The sequence below is a fragment of the Pseudomonas sp. I2 genome, from assembly GCF_040984075.1.
Lineage (GTDB): Bacteria > Pseudomonadota > Gammaproteobacteria > Pseudomonadales > Pseudomonadaceae > Aquipseudomonas > Aquipseudomonas guariconensis_B.
Map to the genome: position 1 here is coordinate 23,465 of NZ_JBCGFQ010000021.1, position 25,491 is coordinate 48,955.

Annotated in this window: 25 protein-coding genes; 8 read left to right on the plus strand and 17 right to left on the minus strand. The window is 64.7% G+C overall.

Annotated features, from left to right (window positions below):
- Positions 1-30: 30 nt before the first annotated feature.
- From WCE05_RS12670 to WCE05_RS12735, 14 genes are all read right to left on the minus strand, one after another.
- On the minus strand, positions 31-1,599 hold the full coding sequence (locus WCE05_RS12670) for a flagellar hook-associated protein 3 (RefSeq protein ID WP_368816024.1): 1,569 nt from the start codon (positions 1,597-1,599) through the stop codon (positions 31-33).
- Positions 1,600-1,612: 13 nt separating this feature from the next.
- Positions 1,613-3,661 carry a flagellar hook-associated protein FlgK gene (gene flgK / locus WCE05_RS12675; RefSeq protein WP_225789317.1) on the minus strand — a complete coding sequence of 683 codons (2,049 nt, stop codon included), beginning with the start codon at positions 3,659-3,661 and terminating at the stop codon, positions 1,613-1,615.
- Between the two features lie 12 nt (positions 3,662-3,673).
- Complete coding sequence (flgJ, locus tag WCE05_RS12680; RefSeq protein WP_368816025.1) at positions 3,674-4,834, minus strand: flagellar assembly peptidoglycan hydrolase FlgJ; 1,161 nt, start codon at positions 4,832-4,834, stop codon at positions 3,674-3,676.
- Positions 4,835-4,845: 11 nt separating this feature from the next.
- The gene (locus WCE05_RS12685; RefSeq protein ID WP_225789319.1) at positions 4,846-5,961 is read right to left on the minus strand and encodes a flagellar basal body P-ring protein FlgI; all 1,116 of its coding nucleotides are present in this window, start codon (positions 5,959-5,961) and stop codon (positions 4,846-4,848) included.
- 6 nt (positions 5,962-5,967) lie between these two features.
- The gene (flgH, locus tag WCE05_RS12690) at positions 5,968-6,663 is read right to left on the minus strand and encodes a flagellar basal body L-ring protein FlgH (RefSeq protein WP_225789320.1); all 696 of its coding nucleotides are present in this window, start codon (positions 6,661-6,663) and stop codon (positions 5,968-5,970) included.
- Positions 6,664-6,697: 34 nt separating this feature from the next.
- Complete coding sequence (flgG, locus tag WCE05_RS12695) at positions 6,698-7,483, minus strand: flagellar basal-body rod protein FlgG (protein WP_225789321.1); 786 nt, start codon at positions 7,481-7,483, stop codon at positions 6,698-6,700.
- Positions 7,484-7,531: 48 nt separating this feature from the next.
- Positions 7,532-8,272 (minus strand): flagellar basal-body rod protein FlgF, encoded by a 741-nt coding sequence (gene flgF / locus WCE05_RS12700; protein WP_225789322.1) that lies wholly within the window; start codon positions 8,270-8,272, stop codon positions 7,532-7,534.
- Between the two features lie 308 nt (positions 8,273-8,580).
- The gene (locus WCE05_RS12705) at positions 8,581-8,766 is read right to left on the minus strand and encodes a hypothetical protein (RefSeq protein ID WP_225789323.1); all 186 of its coding nucleotides are present in this window, start codon (positions 8,764-8,766) and stop codon (positions 8,581-8,583) included.
- 69 nt (positions 8,767-8,835) lie between these two features.
- On the minus strand, positions 8,836-10,191 hold the full coding sequence (flgE, locus tag WCE05_RS12710; protein WP_225789324.1) for a flagellar hook protein FlgE: 1,356 nt from the start codon (positions 10,189-10,191) through the stop codon (positions 8,836-8,838).
- Positions 10,192-10,223: 32 nt separating this feature from the next.
- Complete coding sequence (gene flgD / locus WCE05_RS12715) at positions 10,224-10,922, minus strand: flagellar hook assembly protein FlgD (protein ID WP_225789325.1); 699 nt, start codon at positions 10,920-10,922, stop codon at positions 10,224-10,226.
- A 15-nt stretch (positions 10,923-10,937) separates the two neighbouring features.
- Positions 10,938-11,381, minus strand: coding sequence for a flagellar basal body rod protein FlgC (gene flgC / locus WCE05_RS12720; protein WP_043210925.1), 444 nt, complete (start codon positions 11,379-11,381; stop codon positions 10,938-10,940).
- Positions 11,382-11,383: 2 nt separating this feature from the next.
- The gene (flgB, locus tag WCE05_RS12725; protein ID WP_225789326.1) at positions 11,384-11,791 is read right to left on the minus strand and encodes a flagellar basal body rod protein FlgB; all 408 of its coding nucleotides are present in this window, start codon (positions 11,789-11,791) and stop codon (positions 11,384-11,386) included.
- 208 nt (positions 11,792-11,999) lie between these two features.
- Positions 12,000-12,827 (minus strand): protein-glutamate O-methyltransferase CheR, encoded by an 828-nt coding sequence (gene cheR / locus WCE05_RS12730; protein WP_368816026.1) that lies wholly within the window; start codon positions 12,825-12,827, stop codon positions 12,000-12,002.
- Positions 12,828-12,876: 49 nt separating this feature from the next.
- On the minus strand, positions 12,877-13,806 hold the full coding sequence (locus WCE05_RS12735) for a chemotaxis protein CheV (RefSeq protein ID WP_253081017.1): 930 nt from the start codon (positions 13,804-13,806) through the stop codon (positions 12,877-12,879).
- A gap of 66 nt (positions 13,807-13,872) precedes the next feature.
- Between WCE05_RS12735 and flgA the strand changes: the two genes are divergently transcribed.
- From flgA to WCE05_RS12755, 4 genes are all read left to right on the plus strand, one after another.
- Positions 13,873-14,625, plus strand: a complete 753-nt coding sequence (gene flgA, locus WCE05_RS12740) for a flagellar basal body P-ring formation chaperone FlgA (RefSeq protein WP_253081016.1) — start codon at positions 13,873-13,875, stop codon at positions 14,623-14,625.
- A gap of 211 nt (positions 14,626-14,836) precedes the next feature.
- Positions 14,837-15,151 carry a flagellar biosynthesis anti-sigma factor FlgM gene (flgM, locus tag WCE05_RS12745; RefSeq protein ID WP_225789330.1) on the plus strand — a complete coding sequence of 105 codons (315 nt, stop codon included), beginning with the start codon at positions 14,837-14,839 and terminating at the stop codon, positions 15,149-15,151.
- Positions 15,152-15,198: 47 nt separating this feature from the next.
- Positions 15,199-15,666, plus strand: coding sequence for a flagella synthesis protein FlgN (locus tag WCE05_RS12750; RefSeq protein ID WP_225789331.1), 468 nt, complete (start codon positions 15,199-15,201; stop codon positions 15,664-15,666).
- 80 nt (positions 15,667-15,746) lie between these two features.
- Positions 15,747-16,490: a flagellar brake protein gene (locus WCE05_RS12755; protein WP_225789332.1), complete on the plus strand. Its 744-nt coding sequence runs from the start codon at positions 15,747-15,749 to the stop codon at positions 16,488-16,490.
- Between the two features lie 348 nt (positions 16,491-16,838).
- On the opposite strand, the gene WCE05_RS12760 is transcribed toward WCE05_RS12755, so the two are convergent.
- The 3 genes from WCE05_RS12760 to bkdR all read right to left on the minus strand — a co-directional run bounded on the left by WCE05_RS12760 (position 16,839) and on the right by bkdR (position 20,317).
- Complete coding sequence (locus WCE05_RS12760; RefSeq protein WP_225789333.1) at positions 16,839-18,173, minus strand: MFS transporter; 1,335 nt, start codon at positions 18,171-18,173, stop codon at positions 16,839-16,841.
- A gap of 149 nt (positions 18,174-18,322) precedes the next feature.
- Positions 18,323-19,564 carry a glutamine synthetase family protein gene (locus WCE05_RS12765; RefSeq protein WP_225789374.1) on the minus strand — a complete coding sequence of 414 codons (1,242 nt, stop codon included), beginning with the start codon at positions 19,562-19,564 and terminating at the stop codon, positions 18,323-18,325.
- A 267-nt stretch (positions 19,565-19,831) separates the two neighbouring features.
- Positions 19,832-20,317, minus strand: coding sequence for a Bkd operon transcriptional regulator BkdR (bkdR, locus tag WCE05_RS12770; protein ID WP_054891915.1), 486 nt, complete (start codon positions 20,315-20,317; stop codon positions 19,832-19,834).
- Positions 20,318-20,515: 198 nt separating this feature from the next.
- Here bkdR and WCE05_RS12775 point away from each other — a divergent pair, with 198 nt between their 5' ends.
- From WCE05_RS12775 to lpdA, 4 genes are read left to right on the plus strand one after another with little or no spacing between them, the layout of a single operon-like run.
- Complete coding sequence (locus WCE05_RS12775; protein WP_225789334.1) at positions 20,516-21,748, plus strand: 3-methyl-2-oxobutanoate dehydrogenase (2-methylpropanoyl-transferring) subunit alpha; 1,233 nt, start codon at positions 20,516-20,518, stop codon at positions 21,746-21,748.
- Position 21,749: 1 nt separating this feature from the next.
- Entirely contained in the window at positions 21,750-22,808 is a 1,059-nt protein-coding gene (locus tag WCE05_RS12780) for an alpha-ketoacid dehydrogenase subunit beta (RefSeq protein WP_368816027.1), read from the plus strand.
- Positions 22,809-24,074 (plus strand): dihydrolipoamide acetyltransferase family protein, encoded by a 1,266-nt coding sequence (locus WCE05_RS12785; RefSeq protein ID WP_368816028.1) that lies wholly within the window; start codon positions 22,809-22,811, stop codon positions 24,072-24,074.
- A 2-nt stretch (positions 24,075-24,076) separates the two neighbouring features.
- Positions 24,077-25,456 (plus strand): dihydrolipoyl dehydrogenase, encoded by a 1,380-nt coding sequence (gene lpdA / locus WCE05_RS12790; RefSeq protein ID WP_368816029.1) that lies wholly within the window; start codon positions 24,077-24,079, stop codon positions 25,454-25,456.
- Positions 25,457-25,491 lie beyond the last annotated feature (35 nt).

The window sequence follows — 25,491 nt, forward strand, 5'->3', positions numbered from 1 at the left end:
GACGCACGGCCAATGACGCAGAAGGGAGGATCAGATGTAGTTAACCAACGACAACCCAGCAATCTTCGCAAACGACTGCATCGAAGCCTGCAGCATGTTCTTCTGCATCTCCAAGCGCAGCATCACTTCCGCCGGATCACTGTCACGAATCGAGCTCTGGGTCTTCAGGTTCTCGGTACTCAACGCCTCGTTGGTCTCGGCCTGCACATCCAGGGCCTGCCCTCGCCCACCAATGGAGGAGACCGACGAAGACACCTGGTCGATCGCACTGGCGACATTCCCGATCGCCGAATCCAGCGAAGCCAGGAAATTCTGCCGGGCCACTGGGTCGTTGTCCTGGGGCGTCATCAGCGCCGCGCGCAACTGTGCAATGGTGTCGAGCGGATTCTGCGTCTGGTGGGTATCGACCTTGACCCCAAACGAATCCCCGGCATTCGGCGCCCCCGACAGCTCGAAGCTGACCCCCGCCGCCGTGGCGGTGGTGCCGCTCAGGGTACCGGTGGAAACTGGCCGGCTGTCGGCAGTCACTGGCGATGCATAGAGCTCGAACTCCGTGGCACTGGTGAACTTGAGCACCGCGCCGCCACCGGGGAACGCTGCCTTGTAGAGCGCCGGGTCGGTGATGTTGGCGCCAGTGATCTGGGTCGACGAGCTATTGCCCGGGCTACGGGTACCGGCGATCGAATCGGCCTTGGAGCTCAGGCTGAAGGTGTGGCCGGCAATGGCCGCGTCCGGATTGGCCTCGTCGCCAGCCTTGAACGAGATATTCAGGCGCAGGTCGACGCCACGGAAGCTGATGGTGGTGTTGTCGCCGTTCGGATCGAACTTGCCGCCCTGGCTGGCTTCGAGGGTCACATCGTTGCCATTGGCATCGAGGATCTTGTACTCGGTGCTACTGGTGAACTCGATGCTGTACGGCTCGCCGCTGCGGAAGCGATCGTTGTAGGTCGCGCTGCCGGAAACCTGACCATTGGACAGGCTGACACGGCCGTCATCGGTAGCCGGAGCAGTCAAGCGTGTCTCGCTGCGGCTGGTGTTCAGGGCCTGCTCGAAGGCGCTGTAGCCGGTCTCGTTGGCGGCCAGGCTGAGCATGTCGCCGACCTGCAGCATCAGGCTGCTCTGGTCGCCCTGGTAGGTGTAGGTGCCGTCGGCGTTGCGCACGTAAGGGGGAGTGTCGCCCTTGGAGCCAGAGAACAGGTACTTGCCGTTCTCATCCTTGCTGTTCATCAAGGTGAACAGTTGGTCCTCCAGGGAAGCCAGTTCGTCGGCATTGGCTTTGCGGTCGGAATCGGTAAAGGCGCCGTTACCCGAGCTGAGCGCCAGTTCGTTGACGCGCTGCAGAAGGGTGCCGATGGCATTGAGCGTACTCTCGGCAGTCCCCAGCGCGTTGCGCACGTTGACGATGTTGCCGCTGTACTGCTTGAGCATGTCCTGCTGCTGCTCGAGCTGCAGCAGGCGCGCGGCGCCCACCGGGTCGTCGGCGGCGGTGCGGATGCGCAGGAAGTCGCTGGCCTCCTGGGTCGTCTTGTTGACGTTGGAGAAGGTGCGCTGGTAGTTGGCGCTGCTGGTGTTGTAGAACTGCGAAGTGGAGATGCGCACGGTCTACGGCTCCTTAAAGACTGTTGATCAAGGTGGCGAAGGTTTCCTGGGCCGCCTTGATGATCTGCGACGACGCGGTGTAGTACTGCTGGAACTTGACCAGGTTGCCGACCTCTTCGTCGATCGATACGCCCGACACCGAGTTGCGGCTGTCGAGCGCCGAGCTGTGCAGTGCCTCGGTGGCGCTGCTGTCCATCTGCGCCTGGCCGGTCTTGCCACCGACATTGGAAACCAGCTTGGCGTAGGCGTCGGTGAAGCTGATGCCTTTGCCGTCGGCCCCTACGTCGACGGTGGACTTGGTCTGCAGGTCAATCACCGACTGGGCGTTGCGGTTGTCGGCCGAGCCTGCGCCGGTCAGCGACACGGTGAAGTTGTCGCCGTTCTTCGGCGCACCGGAGACGTTCATCTCGAAGGTGAAAGCCTTCTGCGTGCCGCTACCGTCAAGGATCGGGTTGCCGCTACCGTCGACCATCGGTACCGAGATCTGCAGCTTGTTTTCCTGGCCGGGAACGATGGTGCCGCTGCCGATGGCATTGCCCTTGGCGTCGTACACGGTGTAGGCCTGGGGCGAGCTGCTGTCGTCGCCGAACACCAGCTTGACCGGCGTGGAGTACTTGAGGCCCGTCTGCAGGTCGGCACGCTGCAGGGCATCGTAGATATCCAGCTCGGAAGTCAGGTTCGGCTGGGTAATCAGCCCGGTACCCTGGTTGCCCGAACCGCTGGTACCCGTCAGCGGCGAGGCCAGCGCCAGTCGCTTGGGATCGGTGAGCACCGACTCGATGTTGGCCGCGGCATTGCGGGTTGGGGTGATCTTGAAGCTGTCACCGGCGCTCAAGCCACCGCCATTGAGCGACAGGGTGAAGCCGTCGATCACCGGGGGTGGGTCGTCGTTGAGGTCGAAGCTACCCATTTCGGTGTTGTCGGGCAGCCGGCGCACGGTGTACTCGGTGGCGCTGGTGAAAGTCACCTGGTAGTCGTTGGTGGTCAGCTTGCCGGTGTCCTTGATGGTCACGTCGAGGTTGCCGGAACCTGCGCTGTTGCCCAGCTTGGGCACGCTGCGCTCGCTGATGGCCTTGGCGCTGTTGATGTCGCCGAACAGGATGGCGCCGAACTCGCCATTCTTGTCGATGCCTTGGGCCAACTGACTGTTGATCGCATCGGCCACCACCAGCGCCACGCGGCCCAGCTCGTTGAGCGCCGGGTCCAGGGTTTCCTTGCGGTAGCGAATCAGGCCACCGAGTTCGCCGCCGGTGACGCTGTTGGTGATGTCCATCTTGGTGGTGCCGCGGTTGAGCACCAGGCTCATGCGGGTCGGGTCGGTCGCGTTCGGCTCCACACCCAGGGTCTGGGTGGTCTTGCCCAGCACCAGGGCCTGGCCGTTCTTCAGGTAGATGTCATAGTTGCCGTCGCGCTCCACCACGTCGGCGCCGATCAGCGCGGTCAGCTCGCGCACGGCACCGTCACGCTGGTCGAGCAGGTCGTTGGGGCTGCCCTGCACCGCCGAGATCCGCGCGATCTGCTCGTTGTACTGGGCGATCGTCGCGGTGAGCTTGTTCACCTGGTCAGCGATCGAGGCCATGTTGGCGTTGATGTTGCTGTTCTGCTGGTTGAGCTGCGCCGACAAGGTATTGAAACGCTTGGCCAGGGTCTGGGCGCTGGTCAGCAAAAGCTGGCGCGAGGCGTCCTCGGTGGGCTTGGCCGACGCATCCTGCATGGCACTGAAGAAGCTCTGCAGCGCGGCGGTGATGCCGGTGTCGCTGCTCGACAAGGCGGTATCCAGCGGCGAGATCTGGTTCAGGTAGGACGCGGCGTCGCTGGACAGCGACGTAGTGGTGCGCAGCTGGTTTTCCAGGAAGGCGTTGTACACCCGGCGCACGTCGGCCAGGGTCGTGCCGCTGCCGATGAACACCTGCCCGTACTGCTGCGAGCCCTTGGTCTTCTGGATGTTCTGCTGGCGAGAGTAACTGTCCACATCGGCGTTGGCGATGTTGTTACCCAGGGTGTACATCCCCGACTGCGCGGCGCCAAGCCCCGACATGCCAATATTGATCAAACTCGCCATGGTTTCCTGCCCTTAAAGTTTCGTGGTGGTACCGAGCATCGCGTAGCTCTCGTACGACTTCATCTGTCTTGCGATCTGCGAGATCTTGCTGGCGTAGTTCGGGTCGGTGGCGTACCCGGCCTTCTGCAGTTCCCGCACGAACTGTTCCGGTTTATCGGCGGCCTTCAGCGCATCTTGATAGCGCGAATTGTTCTGCAGCAGGCTCACCAGGTCGTGGAAGCTGTCCTGGTAGGAATCGTACGAACGGAACGCCGCCGTCTCCTTGACGAACTGCCCGCCACGGAACTCGCTGGTGATCGCCCTCGCCTGCCCGCCCTGCCAGTTGCCGCTGGCCTTGATACCGAACAGGTTGTGGCTGCTGGTGCCGTCGGCATTGCGCATGACCGACTTGCCCCAGCCGGTTTCCAGGGCGGCCTGGGCCACCAGGTAGCGTGGGTCGATACCGATGCGCTTGGCGGCCTGCTCGGCCATCGGCAGCATGGTGGCGACGAACGCATCGCTGTCGGCGAAGGCTTTCCTCGGTGCCAGCGGCGGTTGGGCCACGGCGCGGCCGAGGATGCGCAGGCCGCTATCGGGTGCGGCGAAAGCCTGGGCGACGCCCGAGGCCGGCTGGCCTTCACGGGCCGGCACGGCGGCGGTAGGGGCGCTCGCCGACGGCACGATCCCGGCCAGCAGGCGATCGGTGAGCTTGCCCGGCAACGCCAGGCGCCGGGAGTTGAGCGCGGCGACGTCGTTGCGGGTGGCGGTCGACTCAATGGCATGCACCGGCTCGGCCACCTTGCTGCCCCACAACGCCGGGGCATGGCCCTCGATACGCGGGAACGGGCTGGTGTTGACCGATGCGCTCTTGTTCTTCGAGAGCTGGCGCACCAGCACGTCCTGCAGGCCGATGCCGCCGCCCTCGCGGGACATGCTCACGGCCAGTTGCTGGTCGTACATGTCGCGGTACTGCTTGACCGTCTCGGTGTTCATCGGGTTGTCGGCGGCCAGCACGTCGCTGGCCTTGCGCGAGGCCTTGAGCATCTCGCTGATGAACAGCGACTCGAACTCCTGGGCCACCTTGCGTATGTTGGCGTCGCTGTCGCGATCGCCATGCTTGAGCGAGCTCAGGCGGTTGAGGTCGGTGTAGGCGCCGCTGTCGACGGGGCTGGAAACCAGGCTCTTGGGGTTCATGCGTGGCGTCCTCAGATCACGATCAGGTCGGCCTGCAAGGCGCCGGCCTGCTTCAGGGCTTCGAGGATCGCCATCAGGTCGCTGGGCGCCGCGCCCACCTGGTTCACCGCGCGGACGATCTCATCCAGCGTGGTGCCCGGGCCGAACTTGAACATCGGCTTGGCTTCCTGCTCGGCATTGACCCGCGAACGCGGCACCACGGCGGTCTGGCCATTGGAGAACGGCCCCGGCTGGCTGACGATCGGGTCTTCGGTGATGGTCACGGTCAGGCTGCCGTGGGTCACCGCCGCCGGCGAGACCTTGACGTTCTGGCCGATGACGATGGTGCCGGTACGCGAGTTGATGATGACCTTGGCCACGGCCTGGCCTGGGTCGATCTCCAGGTTCTCGAGGATCGACAGGTAGTCCACCCGCTGGCTCGGGTCCATGGGTGCGGTGACCCGCACCGAGCCGCCGTCCACGGCCTGGGCCACGCCCGGGCCGAGCAGCTCGTTGACCTTGTCGACGATGCGCTTGGCGGTGGTGAAGTCCGGGCGGTTGAGGTTCAGGGTCAGGCTGTTGCCCTGGTTGAAGCCGCTCGGCACCGCGCGCTCGACCGTCGCTCCGCCAGGGATGCGCCCGGCCGACGGGACATTGACCGTGATCCGCGAGCCGTCGCGCCCCTCGGCGTCGAAGCCGCCGACCACCAGGTTGCCCTGGGCGATGGCGTAGACGTTGCCGTCGATCCCCTTGAGCGGGGTCATCAGCAGGCTGCCGCCGCGCAGGCTCTTGGAGTTGCCGATCGACGACACGGTGATGTCCACCACCTGGCCCGGCTTGGCGAAGGCCGGCAGGTCGGCGTGCACCGACACCGCGGCGACGTTCTTCAGCTGCACGTTGCCGGAGCCGGCCGGCACCTTGATGCCGAACTGCGAGAGCATGTTGTTGAAGGTCTGCAGGGTGAAGGGGGTCTGGGTGGTCTGGTCACCCGTGCCGTTCAACCCCACCACCAGGCCATAGCCGATCAGCTGGTTGGTGCGCACGCCAGAAATGCTGGCGATGTCCTTCAGGCGCTCGGCGTGGGCGCCGAACGCACAGGACAAGAGAAGGGTTGCGGCAATCAGCTGCCTTACGTTGAACATGGTCATCCGGACTCAGAAAGGCCAAAGCGGGCTGAGGAAGAAGCGGTCCAGCCAACCGGGCTGGCTGGCATCGGCGAACGAGCCGGTGCCCGAGTAGGTGATGCGCGCATCGGCCACGCGGGTCGAGGGCACGGTGTTGTCAGTGGCGATGTCGTCGGCACGGACCAGCCCGGCGATGCGCACCAGCTCCTCGCCGGTGTTCAGGGTCATCCATTTTTCCCCGCGCACGGCGATGATGCCGTTGGGCAGCACCTCGGCCACGGTGACGGTGATCGAGCCGGTCAGGGTGTTGCCCTGGGTGGCCTTGCTGTCGCCCTTGGTGGCGCGCTCGCCACTGTAGCCGGCGTTGAGCGACAGGTCGCCACCGCCGAACGGGTTGTTGGTGTTCGGCGTGGCGCCGAACAGCGAGGTCAGGCCGATGTTGGCGTTGCTGTCCTTCTGGATCTGCGAGCCGGCGTTCTTGCTCGCCGAGGTGCGCTCGTTGAGGGTGATGGTGATGATGTCACCCACCCGGAACGCCTTGCGATCGGAGTACAGGTTCTGCTCGAAACCGGCCTGGTAGATCGAACCGTTGTTGGCCGCCGCCGGCAACGGGGTACGCGGCAGGACCGGCGCATAGTACGGGTCGTTGGGCTTGGGCGTCGGTGCGACGCAACCGGCCAGCAACACCGCGCCCCCCAGGGCGAAGACGGACAACAGACGATTCATGACGCTTACCTCACGGGTGTAACAGGCTTAGGGCTTACAGCTGCTGGGTGACGAACGAGAGCATCTGGTCGGCGGTGGAGATGACCTTGGAGTTCATCTCGTAGGCGCGCTGGGTGGTGATCATGTTCACCAGCTCTTCCACGGTGCTGACGTTGGAGTTCTCCAGGGTCTGCTGCTGGGTGGTGCCGAAGCCGTTCAGGCCCGGGGTGCCGATCTGCGGGGCGCCGCTGGCGGCGGTCTCGAGGAACAGGTTGTTGCCGATCGCCTGCAGGCCAGCCGGGTTGATGAAGTCGGCGGTCTGGATGTTGCCGATGATCTGCGCGGCCGGGTTGCCGGCGGTGGTGATCGACACGGTGCCGTCCTGGCCGACGGTGAAGGTCTGGGCATCCGGCGGCACGACGATCGCAGGCTCCAGGGCGAAACCGTTGGCGGTGACGATCTGGCCGTCGGAGTTCAGGTGGAAGGTGCCGTCACGGGTGTACGACACGGTGCCGTCCGGTTGCAGCACCTGGAAGAAGCCACGGCCGTTGACCGCCATGTCCAGCGGGTTCTCGGTGGTCTGCAGGCTGCCGGTCTGGAAGTTCTTCTGGGTGCCGACGATGCGCACGCCGGTACCGACCTGCAGGCCCGACGGCAGTTCGCTGTCCTGGGTGGACTGCGCGCCCGGCTGGCGCTTGACCTGGTACAACAGGTCCTGGAACTCGGCGCGATCGCGCTTGAAGCCGGTGGTCGAGACGTTGGCCAGGTTGTTGGAAATGACCGTCAGGTTGGTGTCCTGGGCGGACAGGCCGGTTTTAGCGACCCAAAGAGCCGGAAGCATTCAGTGTTCTCCTCGTGCGCCTGTTTTACGGCACCCGTTCAAATGTGATTAGCCGATTTGCAAAACCCGAGCCATGGCTTCGTCGCCTTCCTTGGCCGTGTTCATCATCTTGACGTGCAGCTCGAACTGGCGGGACAGCGCCAGCACCGAGGTCATTTCCTCGACGGCATTGACATTGCTCCCCTCCAGGAAGCCCGACACCACCTTGACGTTCACATCGGCGTCGGCCGGCTGGCCGCTCTTGGTGTGGATGAGCCCGTCCGGGCCCTTGACCAGGCCACGGGTGTCGGGGTTGACCAGCTTGATCCGGTCGACCTCGGCCATCACCCGCGGGTCCTCGCCCATGGCGCGGATGCTGATGGTGCCGTCTTCGCCGACCTCCACCTTCTGCTCCGGCGGAATGGCGATGGGGCCGCCGTTGCCGATCACCGGCATGCCGTTGCCGGCACGCAGCACGCCCAGGGCGTCGATGTTCAGGCTGCCGGTGCGCACGTAGGCTTCGCTGCCGTCCGGTGCCTGCACGGCGATGAAACCGTCGCCGCTGACGGCCACGTCCAGCTCACGCCCGGTCTCGACCATGGGGCCGGCGCTGAAGTCGGTGGCCGGACGCTCGGTCATGGCGAAGGCCCGCGCCGGAAAGCTGTCGCCGAACACCGGCATCGAGCGCGCCTGCTCCAGGTCACGCTGGAAACCGTTGGTGGAAATGTTCGCCAGGTTGTTGGCGTGGGCCTTCTGCGCCAGCGCGTTCTGGCTGGCGCCGGTCATGGCCACGTAAAGCATCTTGTCCACAGTCATCCTCCGCTGCACTGGCGACCGGTTGCCGCTCGCCGCTGCTGTGCAGGCACTAAAGCAAGTTCCGAACCAACTTTACTGAAACGCGAAAAAGCCCGTGGATACGGGCTTTTTTCGAGTGCTTGGCAAGGGCTGCCGCCGGATATCCGGCGCCTCATTGCCGCAGGTGGCAACGAGGCGGCAGACCAGGGTATTGCCTTTGCGCAGGCTGTGCCGGCCTATTCGCGGGCAAGCCCGCTCCCACAGGGTCCGCGGCGCTCACAAATCCTGCGCCATGCAAAGCAGCCCCAGACACAGCATCAGCATCAGCGCTCACGGCAACCGGCGTTGTTGTACGGCCCGGCAAAACGCTTCCAGCCCTCCCCCGGCGACCACTGGGAGCACACCAGGCGACCATCGGCCTGGCTTTCCCAGCGCCACCAGGGCGCCATGGCAGCCTGGGCCTGAAGCAGGCAGAACAGCGCGGCGAGCGCAACGATCAGTCTTTTCATGACACCCTCGAAAACGACGAACCCCTTCTCGGGAAAGGGGTTCGTGCAGGTTCGACCAACCAGCGACCGTCAGGTCATCTGGATAATGGTCTGCATGACGGTACTTTCAGTGGAAATGGTCTTGGCGTTGGCCTGGTAGTAGCTCTGTGCCTTGATCAGCTCGACCAGTTCCTGGGTCAGGTTGACGTTGGACGCCTCCAGCGAGTTGGACTCGACGCTCCCCAGGGTACCGGTCTTCGGCGCGTCGATGCCCGGGATGCCCGAAGCGAAGGTTTCCGTCCAACGGGTACCGCCGATCTGCTGCAAGCCCTGTTCGTTGGCGAAGCTGGCGACGGCAACCTGGCCGATGGCACGGGACTGCTGGTTGCTGAAGCTGGCGAACAGCACACCGGTGGAGTCGATCGACAAGCTCGACAAGATACCAGTGGCATAGCCGTCCTGGGACTGCGACATGCGTGCGGTCTCGGTGTTGTACGAGGTGGTGCTGTTCATCGACAGACGCATGCCGTCGGCATTGCCCTCGGCACCGTTGGAGATCCAGTTACCGGACGCATCCTGTACCGCCGGGATCCAGCCACTCATGGTGAAGGTGTTGTTGGCCACGGTGAAGGAGGAGCCTGGCGGCAGGCCGGTGCTGTCAGCCGTCATGCTCTTGACCGAACCGTCGCTGTTGAAGCTGATGGTGCCGGTCAGCGGTGCGGTGCTCGCAGGGTCGAAGGGGTTGCGCCCATCGACCAGGGTGTACATGGTCCACTCGTTGGTGCCGGTCTTGCGATAGAACTGCTCCATCGTGTGCTCGTTGCCCTGGCTGTCGTACACCTTGGTCGGGAACGACTTGGTGTAGGTGGTCTCGTCAGCCGGGTCGAACGGTTTGTTCGGGATCATGGTGCCGGTGCCGTCATCCACTTCCAGCGGGATGTCGGTGGCCGAGGAGTTCAGGTTGATCCCCTGGTCGATCAGGGTGGTGGCCTTGGGTGCCAGTGCCGAGGTATCGATCTTCAGGTCGGTCAGCACGCCCTTCTGGATCTTGCCGGTCGAGTCGGCGGCGTAGCCCTGCAGGCGCAGGCCGTCCGAGGTGACCACGTAGTTGTCCTTGCTGGTCTGGAAGGCACCGGCACGGGTGTAGACCAGCGAGCCGTTGTCGGACAGGACGAAGAAGCCCTGGCCCTGGATGCCCATGTCCAGCACGTTGCCGGTGTTGTTGATGTCACCCTGGCCGAACTGCTGGGAGACAGCCCCCAGGCGCACACCGTTGCCGACCTGGTTCTTGCCCACGCCCAGGCGGTTGGCGCCGGCGTAGACATCGGCGAACTCGGCACGGGACGACTTGAAACCAATGGTGTTGACGTTGGCGATGTTGTTGCCGGTGACGTCCAACTGCTTGTTGGCTGCGTACAGACCGCTAAGGCCGATATTGAAAGACATGAATTCGCTCCTTGTGCCGCGTTAAACCGGCCTTAGATACCGATGGTTTGCACACTGGACAGGGGAACCTTCCCGAGCCCTGCAAGGTTGAGCATCATCTCGCCGCTCGGGTTGATGCTGACGCTGGTGACCTTGGCCGGCAGCAGCGTGTACATCTCCACCGCCTTGCCATCCACGGTGGTGGTGGCGGAGAAGCTGTAGGTGCCCGGATCAACCTTTTCGCCCTTCTCGTTGGTGCCATCCCAGATGAAGTCGGCGTAGCCAGCCTTCTGCTCGCCCAGCTCGATGGTCTTGACCACGTTGCCGTCCTTGTCCTTGATGGTGATCTTCGCTTCGCCGATCGCTTGCGGAACGACGATCTGGCCGTTGAAGCTCTCGGCGGTATCGACCACCGCCTTGTCGTTCTGCACCACCACCGAACGCCCGACCAGCGACGACGCCTGCAGAGCCTGGGACGAGCCCAGGGCACCGGCGATCGAGTTGACCGTGTCGTTGAGCGTGGTGATGCCTTCCAGGCTGCTGAACTGCGCCAGCTGGGCGATGAACTCGCCGTTGTCCTGCGGGTCCAGCGGGTTCTGGTGCTGCATCTGGGTCACGAGCAACTGCAGGAACGCATCCTTGCCCAGCGCATTCTTGTCGGTGTTCTCGGGCGTGGTCTTCTTGGTGCCGGTGCTCACGCCCGACGCCGAGAGAACATCGTTGAGGTTCACACCTGTGCTATCGACTGCCATGGTCGGGATTCCTTATCACTGACCCAGGGTCAGCACTTTCTGCATCATGGTCTTGGCGGTGTTCATCAGCTCGGCGTTGGTCTGGAACGCGCGGCTGGCGGAGATCATGTCGGCCATCTCCTCGACCACGTTGACGTTCGGGTAGTAGACGTAGCCGTCCTTGTTCGCCGCCGGGTGATTGGGCTCGTAGCGTGCCTCGAGGTTGCTCTGGTCCTCGACGATACCCATCACCTGCACGCCCTGGCCGGCCTCGCCCTGGTCCTGGAACAGCGACTGGCCAGCGCCGTTCTGCGCTTGCTGGAAGGTGGTGGCGAACACCGGGTGGCGTGCGCGGTAGGTCTGGTCGATGCTCGAGGACACGGTCTCGGCGTTGGCGATGTTCGAGGCGACGGTGTTCAGGCGCGTGTTCTGCGCGCTCATGCCGCTACCGGCAATGTTGAAGACACTGGCAAGGGACATGGTCACTCTCCACGCAGGGCCGAAACCAGCCCTTTGAATTTACTGTTGAGCAGGGTGAAGCTGGCCTGGAAGCCGATGGCGTTTTCCGCGTAGTTCGACTGCTCGATCTGCGCGTCCACGGTGTTCTGGTCGATCGAAGGCTGCATCGGCGTGCGGTACTTGAGGGTATCGTCGCCCATGGCCAGGCCTTGGGCCTCGATGTGCCGGGTGTTGGTACGGTCCAGGGCGATGCGGCCGCCCTGCTGCTTCTCGGCCTCGGCGGCGAGCACCGAAGAGAAATCCATGTCGCGCGCCTTGTAGTTGGGCGTGTCGGCGTTGGCGATGTTGTTGGCCAGGACTTCGGCGCGCTGGGCGCGAAAGCCCAGGGCCTTTTCATGGATGCCGAGCGCCTTGTCGAAACTGATGCTCATGTCGGGGAAACCTTCGAAGGTGACCGGAAGAATCGTGAGCAAGCTTGAGCAAGGTCTGTGCCAACATGCGCGACCCAATGAATCCGGCACTCCGGGCCGTTTGCCGGGGGCGGCAATGCCAGAAAAGCGGCAATGCCTTACCGCTTGGCGTCAGCAAAGCGGCAATGGGGGATGAAATGAAGCCGGGGCTGCACAGCGACCCCGCCCTTTACTTGGCCTGATAGATGATCCCCGGGCTGCACTGGACCATCTGGTAATGGTCCGGCAACCCGTTGAGCGCCTCGGACGCCCCCAGGAACAGGTAGCCCCCCGGCTTGAGCGTGCCGTGAATACGCATGAGGATGTCCTTCTTGACCTGGGCCGAGAAGTAGATCAGCACGTTGCGGCAGAACACGACGTCGAACTTGCCCAGGCTGGCATAGCTGTCGAGCAGGTTGAAGGAGCGGAACTCGACCCGGCTGCGGATCGCCGGCTTGACCGCCCAGCGCCCAGGCCCCCTGGGGTCGAAATAGCGCTGCAGGCGCTCCTGGGACAGGCCGCGGGCGATAGCCAGGCTGTCGTACTCGCCGGTCTTGCAGTTGTTCAGCATGGCCCCGGACAAGTCGGTGGCGACGATCTGCGCGCCCATCTTCAGTTGGCCGAGGTTGCTGCGCTCGAACTCGTCGATGGCCATAGACAGCGAGTACGGCTCTTGCCCCGACGAACACGCCGCCGACCAGATACGCAGGCGCTGGCCCGGGTTGCCGCGCACGAACTCCGGGATGACCTTGCTCTTGAGCACCTCGAACGGGTAGGTATCGCGGAACCAGAGGGTCTCGTTGGTCGTCATGGCATCGACCACCTGCTCGCGCAGGCCGCCGCGCGGCTGGGTCTGGATGCGCTGCACCAGCTCGCCGAGCGTCTTGATGCCCTGCTGCTCCATCAGCTTGTTGAGACGGCTGGAGACCAGGTACTGCTTATTCTCGCCCAGCAGGATGCCACAGGCTTTCTCCAGGAAGACCCGGAACTGTTCGAAATCCAAATTACCCGTAGACACGGCTACCGCCTCTTTTCAATCGCTGAGGCCGGGGCACGCCCCGGCCGTTTCAATGCGTCGCCTTGATCCGGTCGACCACTCGCTGGGCCAGGTCGTCCGGCTTGAACTTGGCCAGGAAGTCATCGGCGCCGACCTTCTTGACCATGGCCTGGTTGAATACCCCCGACAGGGAAGTATGCAGGAGGATGTGCAGGTTTTGCATGCGCGGATCGCTGCGAATCTCCGCAGTGAGGGTATAACCATCCATCTCGGGCATTTCGATGTCGGAGATCATCATCAGGAACTCTTCCTCCGGACGCTTGCCCTCGTCCACCAGCTTGCGCAGGTAGTCCAGCGCCTGGCGCCCGTCGTTGAGCGCCACCACCTCGACACCGACGGTCTGCAGGCAGCGGCTGACCTGCTTGCGCGCCACGGACGAGTCATCGACCGTGAGCACCCGCAGCAGCACCGCCTTGTCCTGCACCTCGGCGTCGATCACCCCAGCCGACACCGCCTCGGAGGAAGGCGCGACCTCGGCGAGGATTTTCTCCACGTCGATGATCTCCACCATACGGTCATCCACCCGGGTGACGGCGGTCAGGTAGTGGTCGCGGCCAGTGCCCTTGGGTGGCGGGTGGATCTCCTCCCAGTTCATGTTGACGATGCGCTCCACCGAATGCACCAGAAAGCCCTGGGTCTTGGTGTTGTACTCGGTGATGATCACGAAGCTGTTGCGCGCCTCCTCCTGCAGGGCCGGCAGGCCGGTCGCCATCGACAAGTCGAGGATCGGGATGGTCGCCCCGCGAATGTTGGCCACGCCGCGCACCACCGGGTGGGACTTGGGCAACAGCGTCAGCTCCGGGCACTGCAGCACCTCCCGGACCTTGAACACATTGATGCCGTAGAGCTGATCGCCATTGAGGCGGAACAGCAACAGCTCCAGGCGGTTCTGCCCCACCAGTTGCGTGCGCTGGTTGACCGAATCCATAACACCAGCCATGCCAGACTCCTTCATACGTATCAGCCTATGTACCAGATCGGCACGGGCTTTGCTTTTTTGAGCGTCATGTACACGAAAACGACATTTTCCCGACGATTGACGCACCTGCTGACCGGCTCGCTGGCCGCGCTGTGCCTGCTGGCACCCGGCGCCCGCACGCTGGCGGATGCGTTTACCTTGCCTGAACAACTTATCGGCGTCACCCAAGGGTTTCTTGAATTCGCCGTGGAGGACTACTTGGCCACCAGCCAGACACCAGGCCGCTACGAGATCCAGGTCAACTCGCTCGACCCGCGCCTGCGCATGCCGCTGTGCAGCCAGCAACTTGACGCTTCGCTGGAGAGCCCGGCGCAGCCGCTGGGTCGGGTCACGGTGCGGCTGCGCTGCAACGGCAGCGGGCCGTGGACGGTGTTCGTGCCAGCTCAGGTGCGGCTGTTTCGCGACGTGGTGGTGATGACCCGTCCGCTCAAGCGCGAAAGCGTCATCGGCGAGGACGACGTGGCCCTGCGCGAGCGCGACGTGGGTACGCTCAACCAGGGTTTCCTCAGCGACCTGGAGCAGGCCGTGGGCATGAAGCTGCTGCGCCCGGCCGTGCTCGACCAGGTGCTCACGCCGCAGCATCTGGAGCAGGCCGAGGTGGTGCGCAAGGGCGACCATGTCGTGATCGTCGCCCGCAGCGGCAGCCTGAGCGTGCGCATGCCGGGCGAAGCATTGGCCAAGGGCGGCCTGTCCGAACAGATCCGGGTGCGCAACCTGAACTCCAAGCGCGTGGTGAAGGCACGGGTGACCGGGCCGGGGCAGGTCGAGGTGGCCATGTAGCGGTTTCAACTGTCATTGGGGGGCGATGGGCTGCAAGGCAGCCCCGACCGCCGGGGATATAAGGCTGGCGGCGCGGAACCGCTTTTCCTAAACTGTGTCAGAAAACGGGTCGTGCGAGCTTGCCGACGGGCAGCGATGCATTCGCGGCTAAAGTTTCTTTCGGGTTGGCCGAAAACATGGCAAGCGTCCAAATCCCCAGAGGTTTCTGATCATGGTCATCGACTTCAGTCGTTTGAATAACTCTCCGTCCGTCACGGGCGGCGTTCGCGGCAACACCGCGGCCGGCAACGCCGAGAAAGCCGGCGAAACCAGCGAAGCGCCCAAGCGCTCCAGCGTCAGCGGAGAAGCGGTACACCTCAGCCAAGAGGCCCAGCAGTTGCAGAAGATCAGCGACAAGCTGCGCGACCAGCCCGAGGTCAACAGTGCCCGCGTGGCCCAGTTGAAACAGGCGATCGCAGACGGCAGCTACCAGGTCGATGCCGGCCGGGTCGCCAGCAAACTGCTTGAATTCGAAGCCCAGCGCTGACCTTCCGGCGCGCTGACTTCAAGGACGCCACACGCCAAGAGCCAGCCATGCACGACATCACCCTGCTGCAACTGATCGAAAACGACATCGCGCCAACCCAGCAACTGCTCGAACTGCTCCAGAACGAAGCGGTCGCCCTGCACGGCCGGGACATGGCGATGCTGGAGCACATCCTGGCACGCAAGCAGTCGTTGATCGCCTTGCTCGAACAGCAAGGGCAGCGGCGCAACCACCTGCTCACCAGCCTCGGCCTGAGCGCCGATCGTGCCGGCGTGCAGGCACTGGCCGCGCAATCGCCCAACGGCGCGGTGTTGCTGCAGCAGCTCGACGTGCTCAGCCAACTGATGGATGCCTGCCAGAAGGTCAACGAGACCAACGGGCGGATCATCCAGGTGCAGCAGCACGCCACGGCCAACCAGATCAGGATCCTCATGGGCGGCGATTCTCCGTCGCTCTACGACAGCCGTGGCGCCACCTCGCCACTGGCCAAGCCCCGGGCGCTCAGCCAAGTGTGATTATTTCTATCAAGGCACGGAACATACTGGCAAAATGCCGTTACTTGCGTGTGTCGTTTTTGCCTGGAGATTGATAACCCGTGTTCAATGAGTCCGATGCTCCCCAGCCGCCAAAGGTGCTCACCACTCCTTTGGAGATCGCAGCCAACCTGCGCCAGCTGCTGGATAGCCACGATCCGCTGATCATCACCTTCCATGAACGTAGCCAACGCTTCCAGAGCTACGTGGTTCAGGTGGACCGTGACGGCAATACCCTGGCGCTGGACGAAATGATCCCGCGTGATGGCGAGAAATACATAGAGAACGGCGAACCGTTCCGCGTCGAAGGCTTCCATGAGGGTGTACGCATCGCCTGGGAATGCGACACCCCGCTGCGCATCGGCGAAATCGACGGCCACCGCTGCTACCGTGGCCCCCTGCCCACCGAGGTGACCTACCACCAGCGGCGCAACGCCTTCCGGGCCGCGCTCAAGCTGTCGCAATTGGTCGACGTGGTGCTCGACGGTGACAAGCTCAAGGGCAACGGCGCCCTGCGCGGCAAGCTGCTGGACATCTCCGCCACCGGCTGCAAGTTGCGTTTCGACGGTAACGTTGGCGAACGCCTGCAGTTGGGCCAGGTCTATGAGCGCTTCGGCGCCAGTGGCCCACTGGGCATGTCGCAGGTCATGGTGGAGCTGCGCCACCTGCATTTCGAGGAGCGTTTCAACACCACCTTCGCCGGGGTGCGCTTCCACAACCTCAACGGGCAGATGCAGCGTAAGGTCGAGAGCTTCGTGTACCAGTTGCAGCGCGAAGCGCGGCGGTTCGACAAGGACGATTATTGAGGCTTGTACGCTGAGCAAAACGCCACCTGCCCGGGTTAATGCTGTTCACTTAAGTCTGATGTGACATCGATTGGGGCTGCTTTGCAGCCCTTCGCGGGCAAGCCCGCTCCCACAGGATCGTGCACTCCTTGAGGTTTGCAGCGTACTTGTGGGAGCGGGCTTGCCCGCGAAGGGCCGCAAAGCGGCCCCAATTGCTTAAGTGAACAGCATTAACCTGCCCGGGTGGCGTTTTTGTTTGGGTGTGCTGTAGCTGAGGCCGCTTCACGCCCCATCGCCGGCAAGCCCACAAGGTCCGAGTCGACCGCGAATGATACGGTTTGCAGGGAGCATGTGGGGCCTTGTGGCACCTCAAACCGTCCTGTTGACCTCCGTCTGCGCCATATCCTCCCCAGGCTCCTCCTCTTCCTCGGTGTCCTCCGCCGCCACCGGCGCCTGCATCACCTCCTGCACCGTCTGCTCATCGACCCGCGGGTCGAGCGCCGCCGACAATGGCGAACCCGCCGCCGGCATGGCCACGTGCCCCAGCGGCGCATCCTGCACCTGGTGCAACCCGGTGACCGCCTTCGGCCGGATACGCCAGACCAGCACCAGGGCGAAGAACAGAAAAAAGGCATAGAGCATCTGCGCCCCCAGCAGCTTCATCAACACCCCCGCCGCCAGAGGGCCGATACAGGCGCCCACGCCATAGGTGACCAGCAGCATCGCCGTCAGGGAAACCCGCCGCTCGCCCTCGACGTGGTCGTTGGAAAACGCCACCGCCAGCGGATAAAGGCAGAACTGCAGCAACGAGATCAGGAAGCCCACGGCGAACAGCAGCTCCAGCGGCACACTGGGCAGCACCGCCAGCGGCAACGCGGCCAGCGCCAGGCCCACTGCCACGCTGCGGATCAGCACCGCGCGGTCGTAGCGGTCCGACAGCCAGCCCAGCGGCCACTGCACCACCAGACCAGCGAAGATGCAGCTACCCATGAACAGGCCGACCTGCTCGGTGGAGAGCCCCTGGTTGGCCGCGTACAGCGGCGCCAGGCCATAGAACGAGCCGACGATCAGGCCCGCGCCGAGCACCGTGGAAAGCGACTGGGGCACGCGCTTGATGAAAAACTTCGGTTCCATCGGCGCCGGGCGCAGCGGCGCCGGGTGGATCCGCCGGGTCATGGCCACCGGCACCAGGCACAGGGCGAAGCACATGGCGACCAGCATCAACAGCTCGGGGCCGAGCTGCGGGTGTACCACCAATATCAGTTGCCCGAGCACCAGCCCCAGGTAGGACGCGATCATGTAGCCGCCGAACACCGCGCCACGCTGCTTGGCATCGGCCTGCTCGTTGAGCCAGCTCTCGATGACCATGTACTGGCACATCATCCCCAGGCCGACGACCATCCGCAGGCCCACCCAGGCCGGCAGCCAGCTCGTCAGGCCATGGCCCAGCACGGCGGCGCCGACGATGCCGGCACAGGTGGCGTAGGCCCGGATATGCCCGACCCGGCCAATCAGGCGGTGGCCGATCTTGCCCCCCACCGCCAGACCGAAATAGTTGGCCGCCATCAAGGCACCGACCCAGAGGCTGTCCACGTTGTCGGCAGCCAGGCGCAAGGCCAGGTAGGTACTGAGCAGGCCCGAACCGATCAGCATCATCAGGGCGGCGAAATACAGCGAACGAAAAGACTTCCAGATCTGGCGCATGCGTCCCGGTGGGCTCCCTGGTCAGGTGGAGAAGACGGGTGGCCTGCATGGCCACTGCAGGGCAAGCATAAGGGGAAATCCAGGGTGGTGCAGGCCCCCGGCGCGGAAAAAAATCGCCGGGCGCGCGTCCAGTGCCGGTTGTGTCACGATCAGGCCTGTGCCGCCAGCACGCGTCGCTCCCAGGGCGTGATCTCATCGAGGAAGTCGGTCAGCTCCAGGGACTTGGTGGCGACGTAGCCATCGATGAACTCCTCGCCGAACAGCTCCCGGGCCAGGGCGCTGCGCTTGAGGCGCTCCAGGGCCGCATGCAAGGTGCAGGGCAGGCTGAGGTGGTCAGGCACTGCGAACTCGCCCTGGATGGCCGGTTCCGGCTGCAAGCGCTGTTCGATGCCGTGCAGGCCGGCGGCAAGGCTGGCGGCAATGGCCAGGTAAGGATTGGCGTCGGCGCCTGGCAGGCGGTTCTCGACCCGTCGCGCCGCCGCCGAACTGGCCGGGATGCGCAAGCCCGCGGCACGGTTGTCGTGCGACCAGCAGGCATTGTTCGGCGAGGCGTACGGGTGGCACAGGCGCTGGTAGGCGTTGACGTTGGGCGCGAACAGCGCGGTGAAGTCGGCCATGCAGGCCTGCAGGCCGCCGATGAAGTGATGGAACGTCTCGGTCGGCTGGCCCTGCGCGTCGCTGAACACATTGCGCCCCGTGTCGAGCTGCACCAGGCTCTGGTGCAGGTGCATCGAACTGCCCGGCGTGTGGGCCAGCGGCTTGGCCATGCATACCACGGTCAGGCCATGCTTGAGCGCCACCTCCTTGAGCAGGTGCTTGAACAGGAACGTCTGGTCGGCCAGCAACAGCGGGTCGCCGTGCAGCAGGTTGATCTCGAACTGGCTGACGCCCATCTCGTGCATGAAGGTATCGCGCGGCAAACCAAGGGCCGCCATGCACCGGTACACCTCGTTGAAGAAGGGGCGCAGGCCGTTGTTGGAGCTGACGCTGAAGGCCGAGTGCCCCAGTTCGCGGCGGCCGTCCAGGCCCTGCGGCGGCAGGAAGGGCTGGGTGGGGTCCGGGTTGGGCGCGAAGACGAAGAACTCAAGCTCGGTGGCGACCACCGGCGCCAGCCCCTTGGCCGCGTAGCGGGCGATCACCGCCTTGAGCTGACCACGGCTGGACAGCCGCGATGGCGCGCCGTCCAACTCGACCGCGTCGCAGATGGCCAGCGCCCGCGGCTCGTCGCTCCAGGGCAGGCGGTGGACCTGCGCAGGGTCGGCCACCAGGGCCAGGTCGCCGTCGTCGCTGCCATAGAACCTGGCCGGCGGGTAGCCGCCCATGATGCACTGCAGCAATACCCCTCGCGCCATCTGCAGGCGCCGGCCCTCGAGGAAACCCTCGGCGGTCATTACCTTGCCGCGAGGGATGCCATTGAGGTCGGGGGTTATGCACTCGATCTCGTCAATGCCCGTCAAGCGCTCGGCGAACGAGCGCTGGTCATTGGTCGTCATGACACTGTCCTTATTGTTTTCGTATGCCGTGAACGGCGACAGGCACAACCATAGGCGCTGGGCGTTGAAAATATCAAGCAGCCCGGAAGGTTTCCGTAGCAATTTATGAACAGCGGGGGATTGATCTCGCGAGAAACTTGTGGGAAGGGGCTGACACTGCCCCGCTCACTCGCGCAAGGTCATGCCATTGGCCGGCAACGGCAAGGCGGTCTTGTAACGCACCTGCTTGAGGGCAAAGCTGGAGCGGATGTTGGCCACCCCAGGCAGGCGCGTCAGGTAGTCGAGAAAACGCTCCAGCGCCTGGATGCTGGGCAGCAACACGCGCAACAGGTAGTCCGGGTCACCGGTCATCAGGTAACACTCCATCACCTCCGGCCGCTCGGCAATCTCTTCCTCGAAGCGATGCAGCGACTGCTCCACCTGCTTCTCCAGGCTCACGTGGATGAACACGTTGACGTCCAGCCCCAGCACCTCGGGCGACAGCAGGGTCACCTGCTGGCGGATCACCCCCAGCTCCTCCATGGCCTTGACCCGGTTGAAACAGGGCGTGGGCGACAGGTTCACCGAACGGGCCAGCTCGGCGTTGGTGATCCGGGCGTTTTCCTGAAGGCTGTTGAGAATGCCGATATCCGTGCGATCCAGTTTGCGCATGAGACAAATTCACCTGTTTCTTGTGTTTGTACAGAATATTTATCTGCGCCTGGCGGCGAAGGCAATCAACTTGAGAGAAAAATTCTCCTGCCATGCCCCTATGATTGTATTTAACGCTGACCTACCGGTCACAAGCCGGTATCCAGCGGCGGCCGCTTCAAAGCTCACAAAAACAACATCCGAGCGAGCGTAAAAAGCATGAACGAGTACGCCCCCCTGCGTTTGCATGTGCCCGAGCCTACCGGCCGGCCAGGCTGCCAGACCGATTTCTCCTACCTGCGCCTGAACGACGCAGGGCAAGTCCGTAAACCGCCCATCGATGTCGAACCCGCCGACACCGCAGACCTCTCCTCCAGCCTGGTCCGCGTGCTCGACGAGCAGGGCAATGCCCTGGGCCCATGGGCCGAAGGCATCGACCCGCAAATCCTGCGCCAAGGCATGCGTGCCATGCTCAAGACGCGGATCTTCGACAACCGCATGGTCGTCGCCCAGCGCCAGAAGAAGATGTCCTTCTACATGCAGAGCCTGGGCGAGGAGGCCATCGGCAGCGCCCAGGCCCTGGCGCTGAACCGCACCGACATGTGCTTCCCCACCTACCGCCAGCAGAGCATCCTGATGGCCCGCGACGTGTCGCTGGTGGAGATGATCTGCCAGTTGCTGTCCAACGAGCGCGATCCGCTCAAGGGCCGCCAGCTGCCGATCATGTATTCGGTGCGCGAAGCCGGCTTCTTCACCATCAGCGGCAACCTGGCGACCCAGTTCGTCCAGGCGGTCGGCTGGGCCATGGCCTCGGCGATCAAGGGCGATACCAAGATCGCCTCGGCCTGGATCGGCGATGGCGCCACCGCCGAGTCCGACTTCCACACCGCCCTGACCTTCGCCCACGTCTACCGCGCCCCGGTGATTCTCAACGTGGTCAACAACCAGTGGGCCATCTCCACCTTCCAGGCCATCGCCGGTGGCGAAGCGACCACCTTCGCCGGCCGTGGTGTCGGCTGCGGCATCGCCTCGCTGCGGGTCGATGGCAACGACTTCCTCGCGGTGTACGCCGCCTCGCGCTGGGCTGCCGAGCGCGCCCGCCGCGGCCTGGGCCCGAGCCTGATCGAATGGGTCACCTACCGCGCCGGCCCGCACTCGACGTCGGACGACCCGTCCAAGTACCGCCCGGCCGACGACTGGAGCCACTTCCCGCTGGGTGACCCGATCGCTCGCCTGAAACAGCACCTGATCGCCATCGGCCACTGGTCCGAGCAAGAACACCAGGCGGTCACCGCCGAGCTCGAGGCCGAGGTCCTCAAGGCCCAGAAGGAAGCCGAGCAGTACGGCACCCTGAGCAATGGCCATATCCCCAGTGCCGCCTCGATGTTCGAGGACGTGTACAAGGAGATGCCCGAACACCTGCGCCGCCAGCGCCAGGAACTGGGGGTCTGAGATGAACGACCACAACAACAGCATCCATCTGGAAACCGCCATGTCCACCACCACCATGACCATGATCCAGGCCCTGCGCTCGGCCATGGATGTCATGCTCGAGCGCGACGACAATGTGGTGATCTACGGCCAGGACGTCGGTTACTTCGGCGGCGTGTTCCGTTGCACCGAAGGCTTGCAAAACAAGTACGGCAAGTCGCGGGTGTTCGACGCGCCGATCTCCGAGAGCGGCATCGTCGGGACCGCCGTGGGCATGGGCGCCTACGGCCTGCGCCCGGTGGTGGAGATCCAGTTCGCCGACTACTTCTACCCGGCCTCCGACCAGATCGTCTCGGAGCTGGCGCGCCTGCGCTACCGGTCGGCCGGCGAGTTCATCGCCCCGCTGACCCTGCGCATGCCCTGCGGCGGCGGCATCTACGGCGGCCAGACCCACAGCCAGAGCCCGGAGGCGATGTTCACCCAGGTCTGCGGCCTGCGCACGGTGATGCCGTCCAACCCCTATGACGCCAAGGGCCTGCTGATCGCCTCGATCGAATGCGACGACCCGGTGATCTTCCTCGAGCCCAAGCGCCTGTACAACGGCCCCTTCGACGGCCACCACGAGCGCCCGGTGACGCCTTGGGCCAAGCACCCGCACAGCGCCGTGCCGGATGGCTACTACAGCGTGCCCCTGGACAAGGCGGCGATCGCCCGCCCGGGCAACGACGTCACCGTGCTGACCTACGGCACCACGGTCTACGTGGCCCAGGCGGCTGCCGAGGAGACCGGCGTCGACGCCGAGGTCATCGACCTGCGCAGCCTCTGGCCGCTGGACCTGGAGACCATCGTCGAGTCGGTGAAGAAGACCGGCCGCTGCGTGGTGGTCCACGAGGCCACCCGTACCTGCGGCTTCGGCGCCGAACTGGTGGCGCTGGTCCAGGAGCATTGCTTCCATCACCTCGAGGCGCCGATCGAGCGCGTCACCGGCTGGGACACCCCCTACCCCCACGCACAGGAATGGGCCTACTTCCCCGGCCCTTCGCGGGTAGGCGTGGCATTGAAACGGGTCATGGAGGTCTGAATGGGCACGCACGTCATCAAGATGCCGGACATTGGCGAAGGCATCGCGCAGGTCGAGTTGGTGGAGTGGTTCGTCAAGGTCGGCGACATGATCGCCGAGGACCAGGTGGTGGCCGATGTCATGACCGACAAGGCCACCGTGGAAATCCCCTCGCCAGTCAGCGGCAAGGTGCTGTCCCTGGGCGGCCAGCCGGGTGAAGTCATGGCGGTGGGCAGCGAGCTGATCCGCATCGAGGTCGAAGGCAGCGGCAACCATGTCGACGAGCCTCAGGCCAGACCGCTGGCAGCCGAGGCCGCGCCGCCCCCGGCCGAGCCCGCGCCGCATGTCGAGGCCCAGGCGCCCGTCGCACACGCCAGCGCGCCCGCCGCGCCCATCGTGCCACGCCAGGCCCACGAGAAACCGCTGGCCTCCCCTGCCGTGCGCAAGCGCGCGCTGGATGCCGGTATCGAGCTGCGCTACGTGCATGGCAGCGGCCCCGCCGGGCGCATCCTGCACGAAGACCTCGATGCCTTCATGCGCAAGCCGCAGACCAGCGCCGGCCAGGCGCCGGGCGGCTACGCCAAGCGCACCGACAGTGAACAGGTGCCGGTGATCGGCCTGCGCCGCAAGATCGCCCAGCGCATGCAGGATGCCAAGCGCCGTGTCGCTCATTTCAGCTATGTCGAGGAAATCGACGTCACCGCCCTCGAGGCCCTGCGCCAGCAGCTCAACCAGAAGCATGGCGACAGCCGTGGCAAGCTGACCCTGCTGCCGTTCCTGGTGCGTGCGATGGTCGTGGCACTGCGTGACTTCCCGCAGATCAACGCCACCTACGACGACGAGGCCCAGGTCATCACCCGCCATGGCGCGGTGCACGTGGGGATCGCCACCCAGGGCGACAACGGCCTGATGGTGCCGGTACTGCGCCATGCCGAGGCGGGCAGCCTGTGGAGCAATGCCAGCGAGATCGCCCGCCTGGCCCATGCCGCCCGTAGCAACAAGGCCAGCCGCGAGGAACTGTCCGGCTCGACCATCACCCTGACCAGCCTCGGGGCCCTTGGCGGTATCGCCAGCACGCCGGTGGTCAACACCCCGGAAGTGGCCATCGTCGGCGTCAACCGCATCGTCGAGCGGCCCATGGTGATCGACGGCCAGATCGTCGTGCGCAAGATGATGAACCTGTCCAGTTCCTTCGACCACCGCGTGGTCGATGGCATGGATGCAGCCCTGTTCATTCAGGCCGTGCGCGGCCTGCTGGAACAGCCCGCCTGCCTGTTCGTGGAGTGAGCATGCAACAGATCCTCAATACCACCCTGCTGATCATCGGCGGCGGCCCCGGCGGCTACGTGGCCGCCATCCGCGCCGGACAACTGGGCATCCCCACCGTGCTGGTCGAAGGCCAGGCCCTGGGCGGCACCTGCCTGAAGATCGGCTGTATCCCGTCCAAGGCATTGATCCATGTCGCCGAGCAGTTCCACCAGGCCTGCCAGCACAATGAGCAGTCCGCCCTGGGCATCAGCGTGTCTTCGCCACGCCTGGACATCAGCCGCAGCGTCGAATGGAAGGACGGCATCGTCGACCGCCTGACCAGTGGCGTCGCCGCCCTGCTGAAGAAGCATGGGGTCAAGGTGATCCATGGTTGGGCGAAGATCATCGATGGCAAGCGCGTGGAAGTCGATGGCCAGCACATCCAGTGCGAGCACCTGCTGCTGGCCACAGGCTCCAATAGCGTGGAGCTGCCCATGCTGCCCCTGGGCGGCCCGGTGATCTCCTCGACCGAGGCGCTGGCGCCGAAGGCCCTGCCCCGGCACCTGGTGGTAGTCGGTGGCGGCTACATCGGCCTGGAGCTGGGCATCGCCTACCGCAAGCTGGGGGCCCAGGTCAGCGTGGTGGAGGCGCGCGAGCGCATCCTGCCGACCTATGACGCCGAACTCACCCAACCGGTGGCCGAGTCGCTGAAGAAGCTAGGCATCGCCCTGCACCTGGGGCACAGCGTCGAAGGCTACGAAGAGGGTTGCCTGCTGGCCAGCGATGGCCAGGGCGGGCAACTGCGCCTGGAGGCCGACCAGGTGCTGGTGGCGGTCGGCCGCCGGCCGCGTACCCAGGGCTTCAACCTGGAGTGCCTGGACCTGAAGATGAACGGCCCGGCCGTGGCCGTGGATGCGCGCTGCCAGACCAGCATGCGCAATGTCTGGGCCATCGGCGACCTGACCGGCGAACCGATGCTGGCCCACCGGGCCATGGCCCAGGGCGAGATGGTCGCCGAGCTGATCGCCGGCAAGGCGCGGCGCTTCGAACCCACCGCGATCGCTGCGGTGTGCTTCACCGACCCGGAGCTGGTGGTGGTCGGCAAGAGCCCGGAACAGGCGGGCCAGGAGGGGCTGGACTGCATCGTCGCGCAGTTCCCCTTCGCCGCCAACGGGCGGGCCATGACGCTGGAGTCCAAGAGTGGCTTCGTGCGGGTGGTGGCGCGCCGTGACAACCATTTGATCCTCGGCTGGCAGGCTGTGGGGGTGGGTGTCTCGGAGCTGTCCTGCGCCTTCGCCCAGTCCCTGGAGATGGGTGCGCGCCTGGAAGACGTCGCCGGCACCATCCATGCCCATCCCACCCTCGGCGAGACCGTCCAGGAAGCGGCCTTGCGCGCCCTGGGCCACGCCCTGCACATCTGATACTGAAGCGGCGACAGCCGACTTGACCCGCTGCG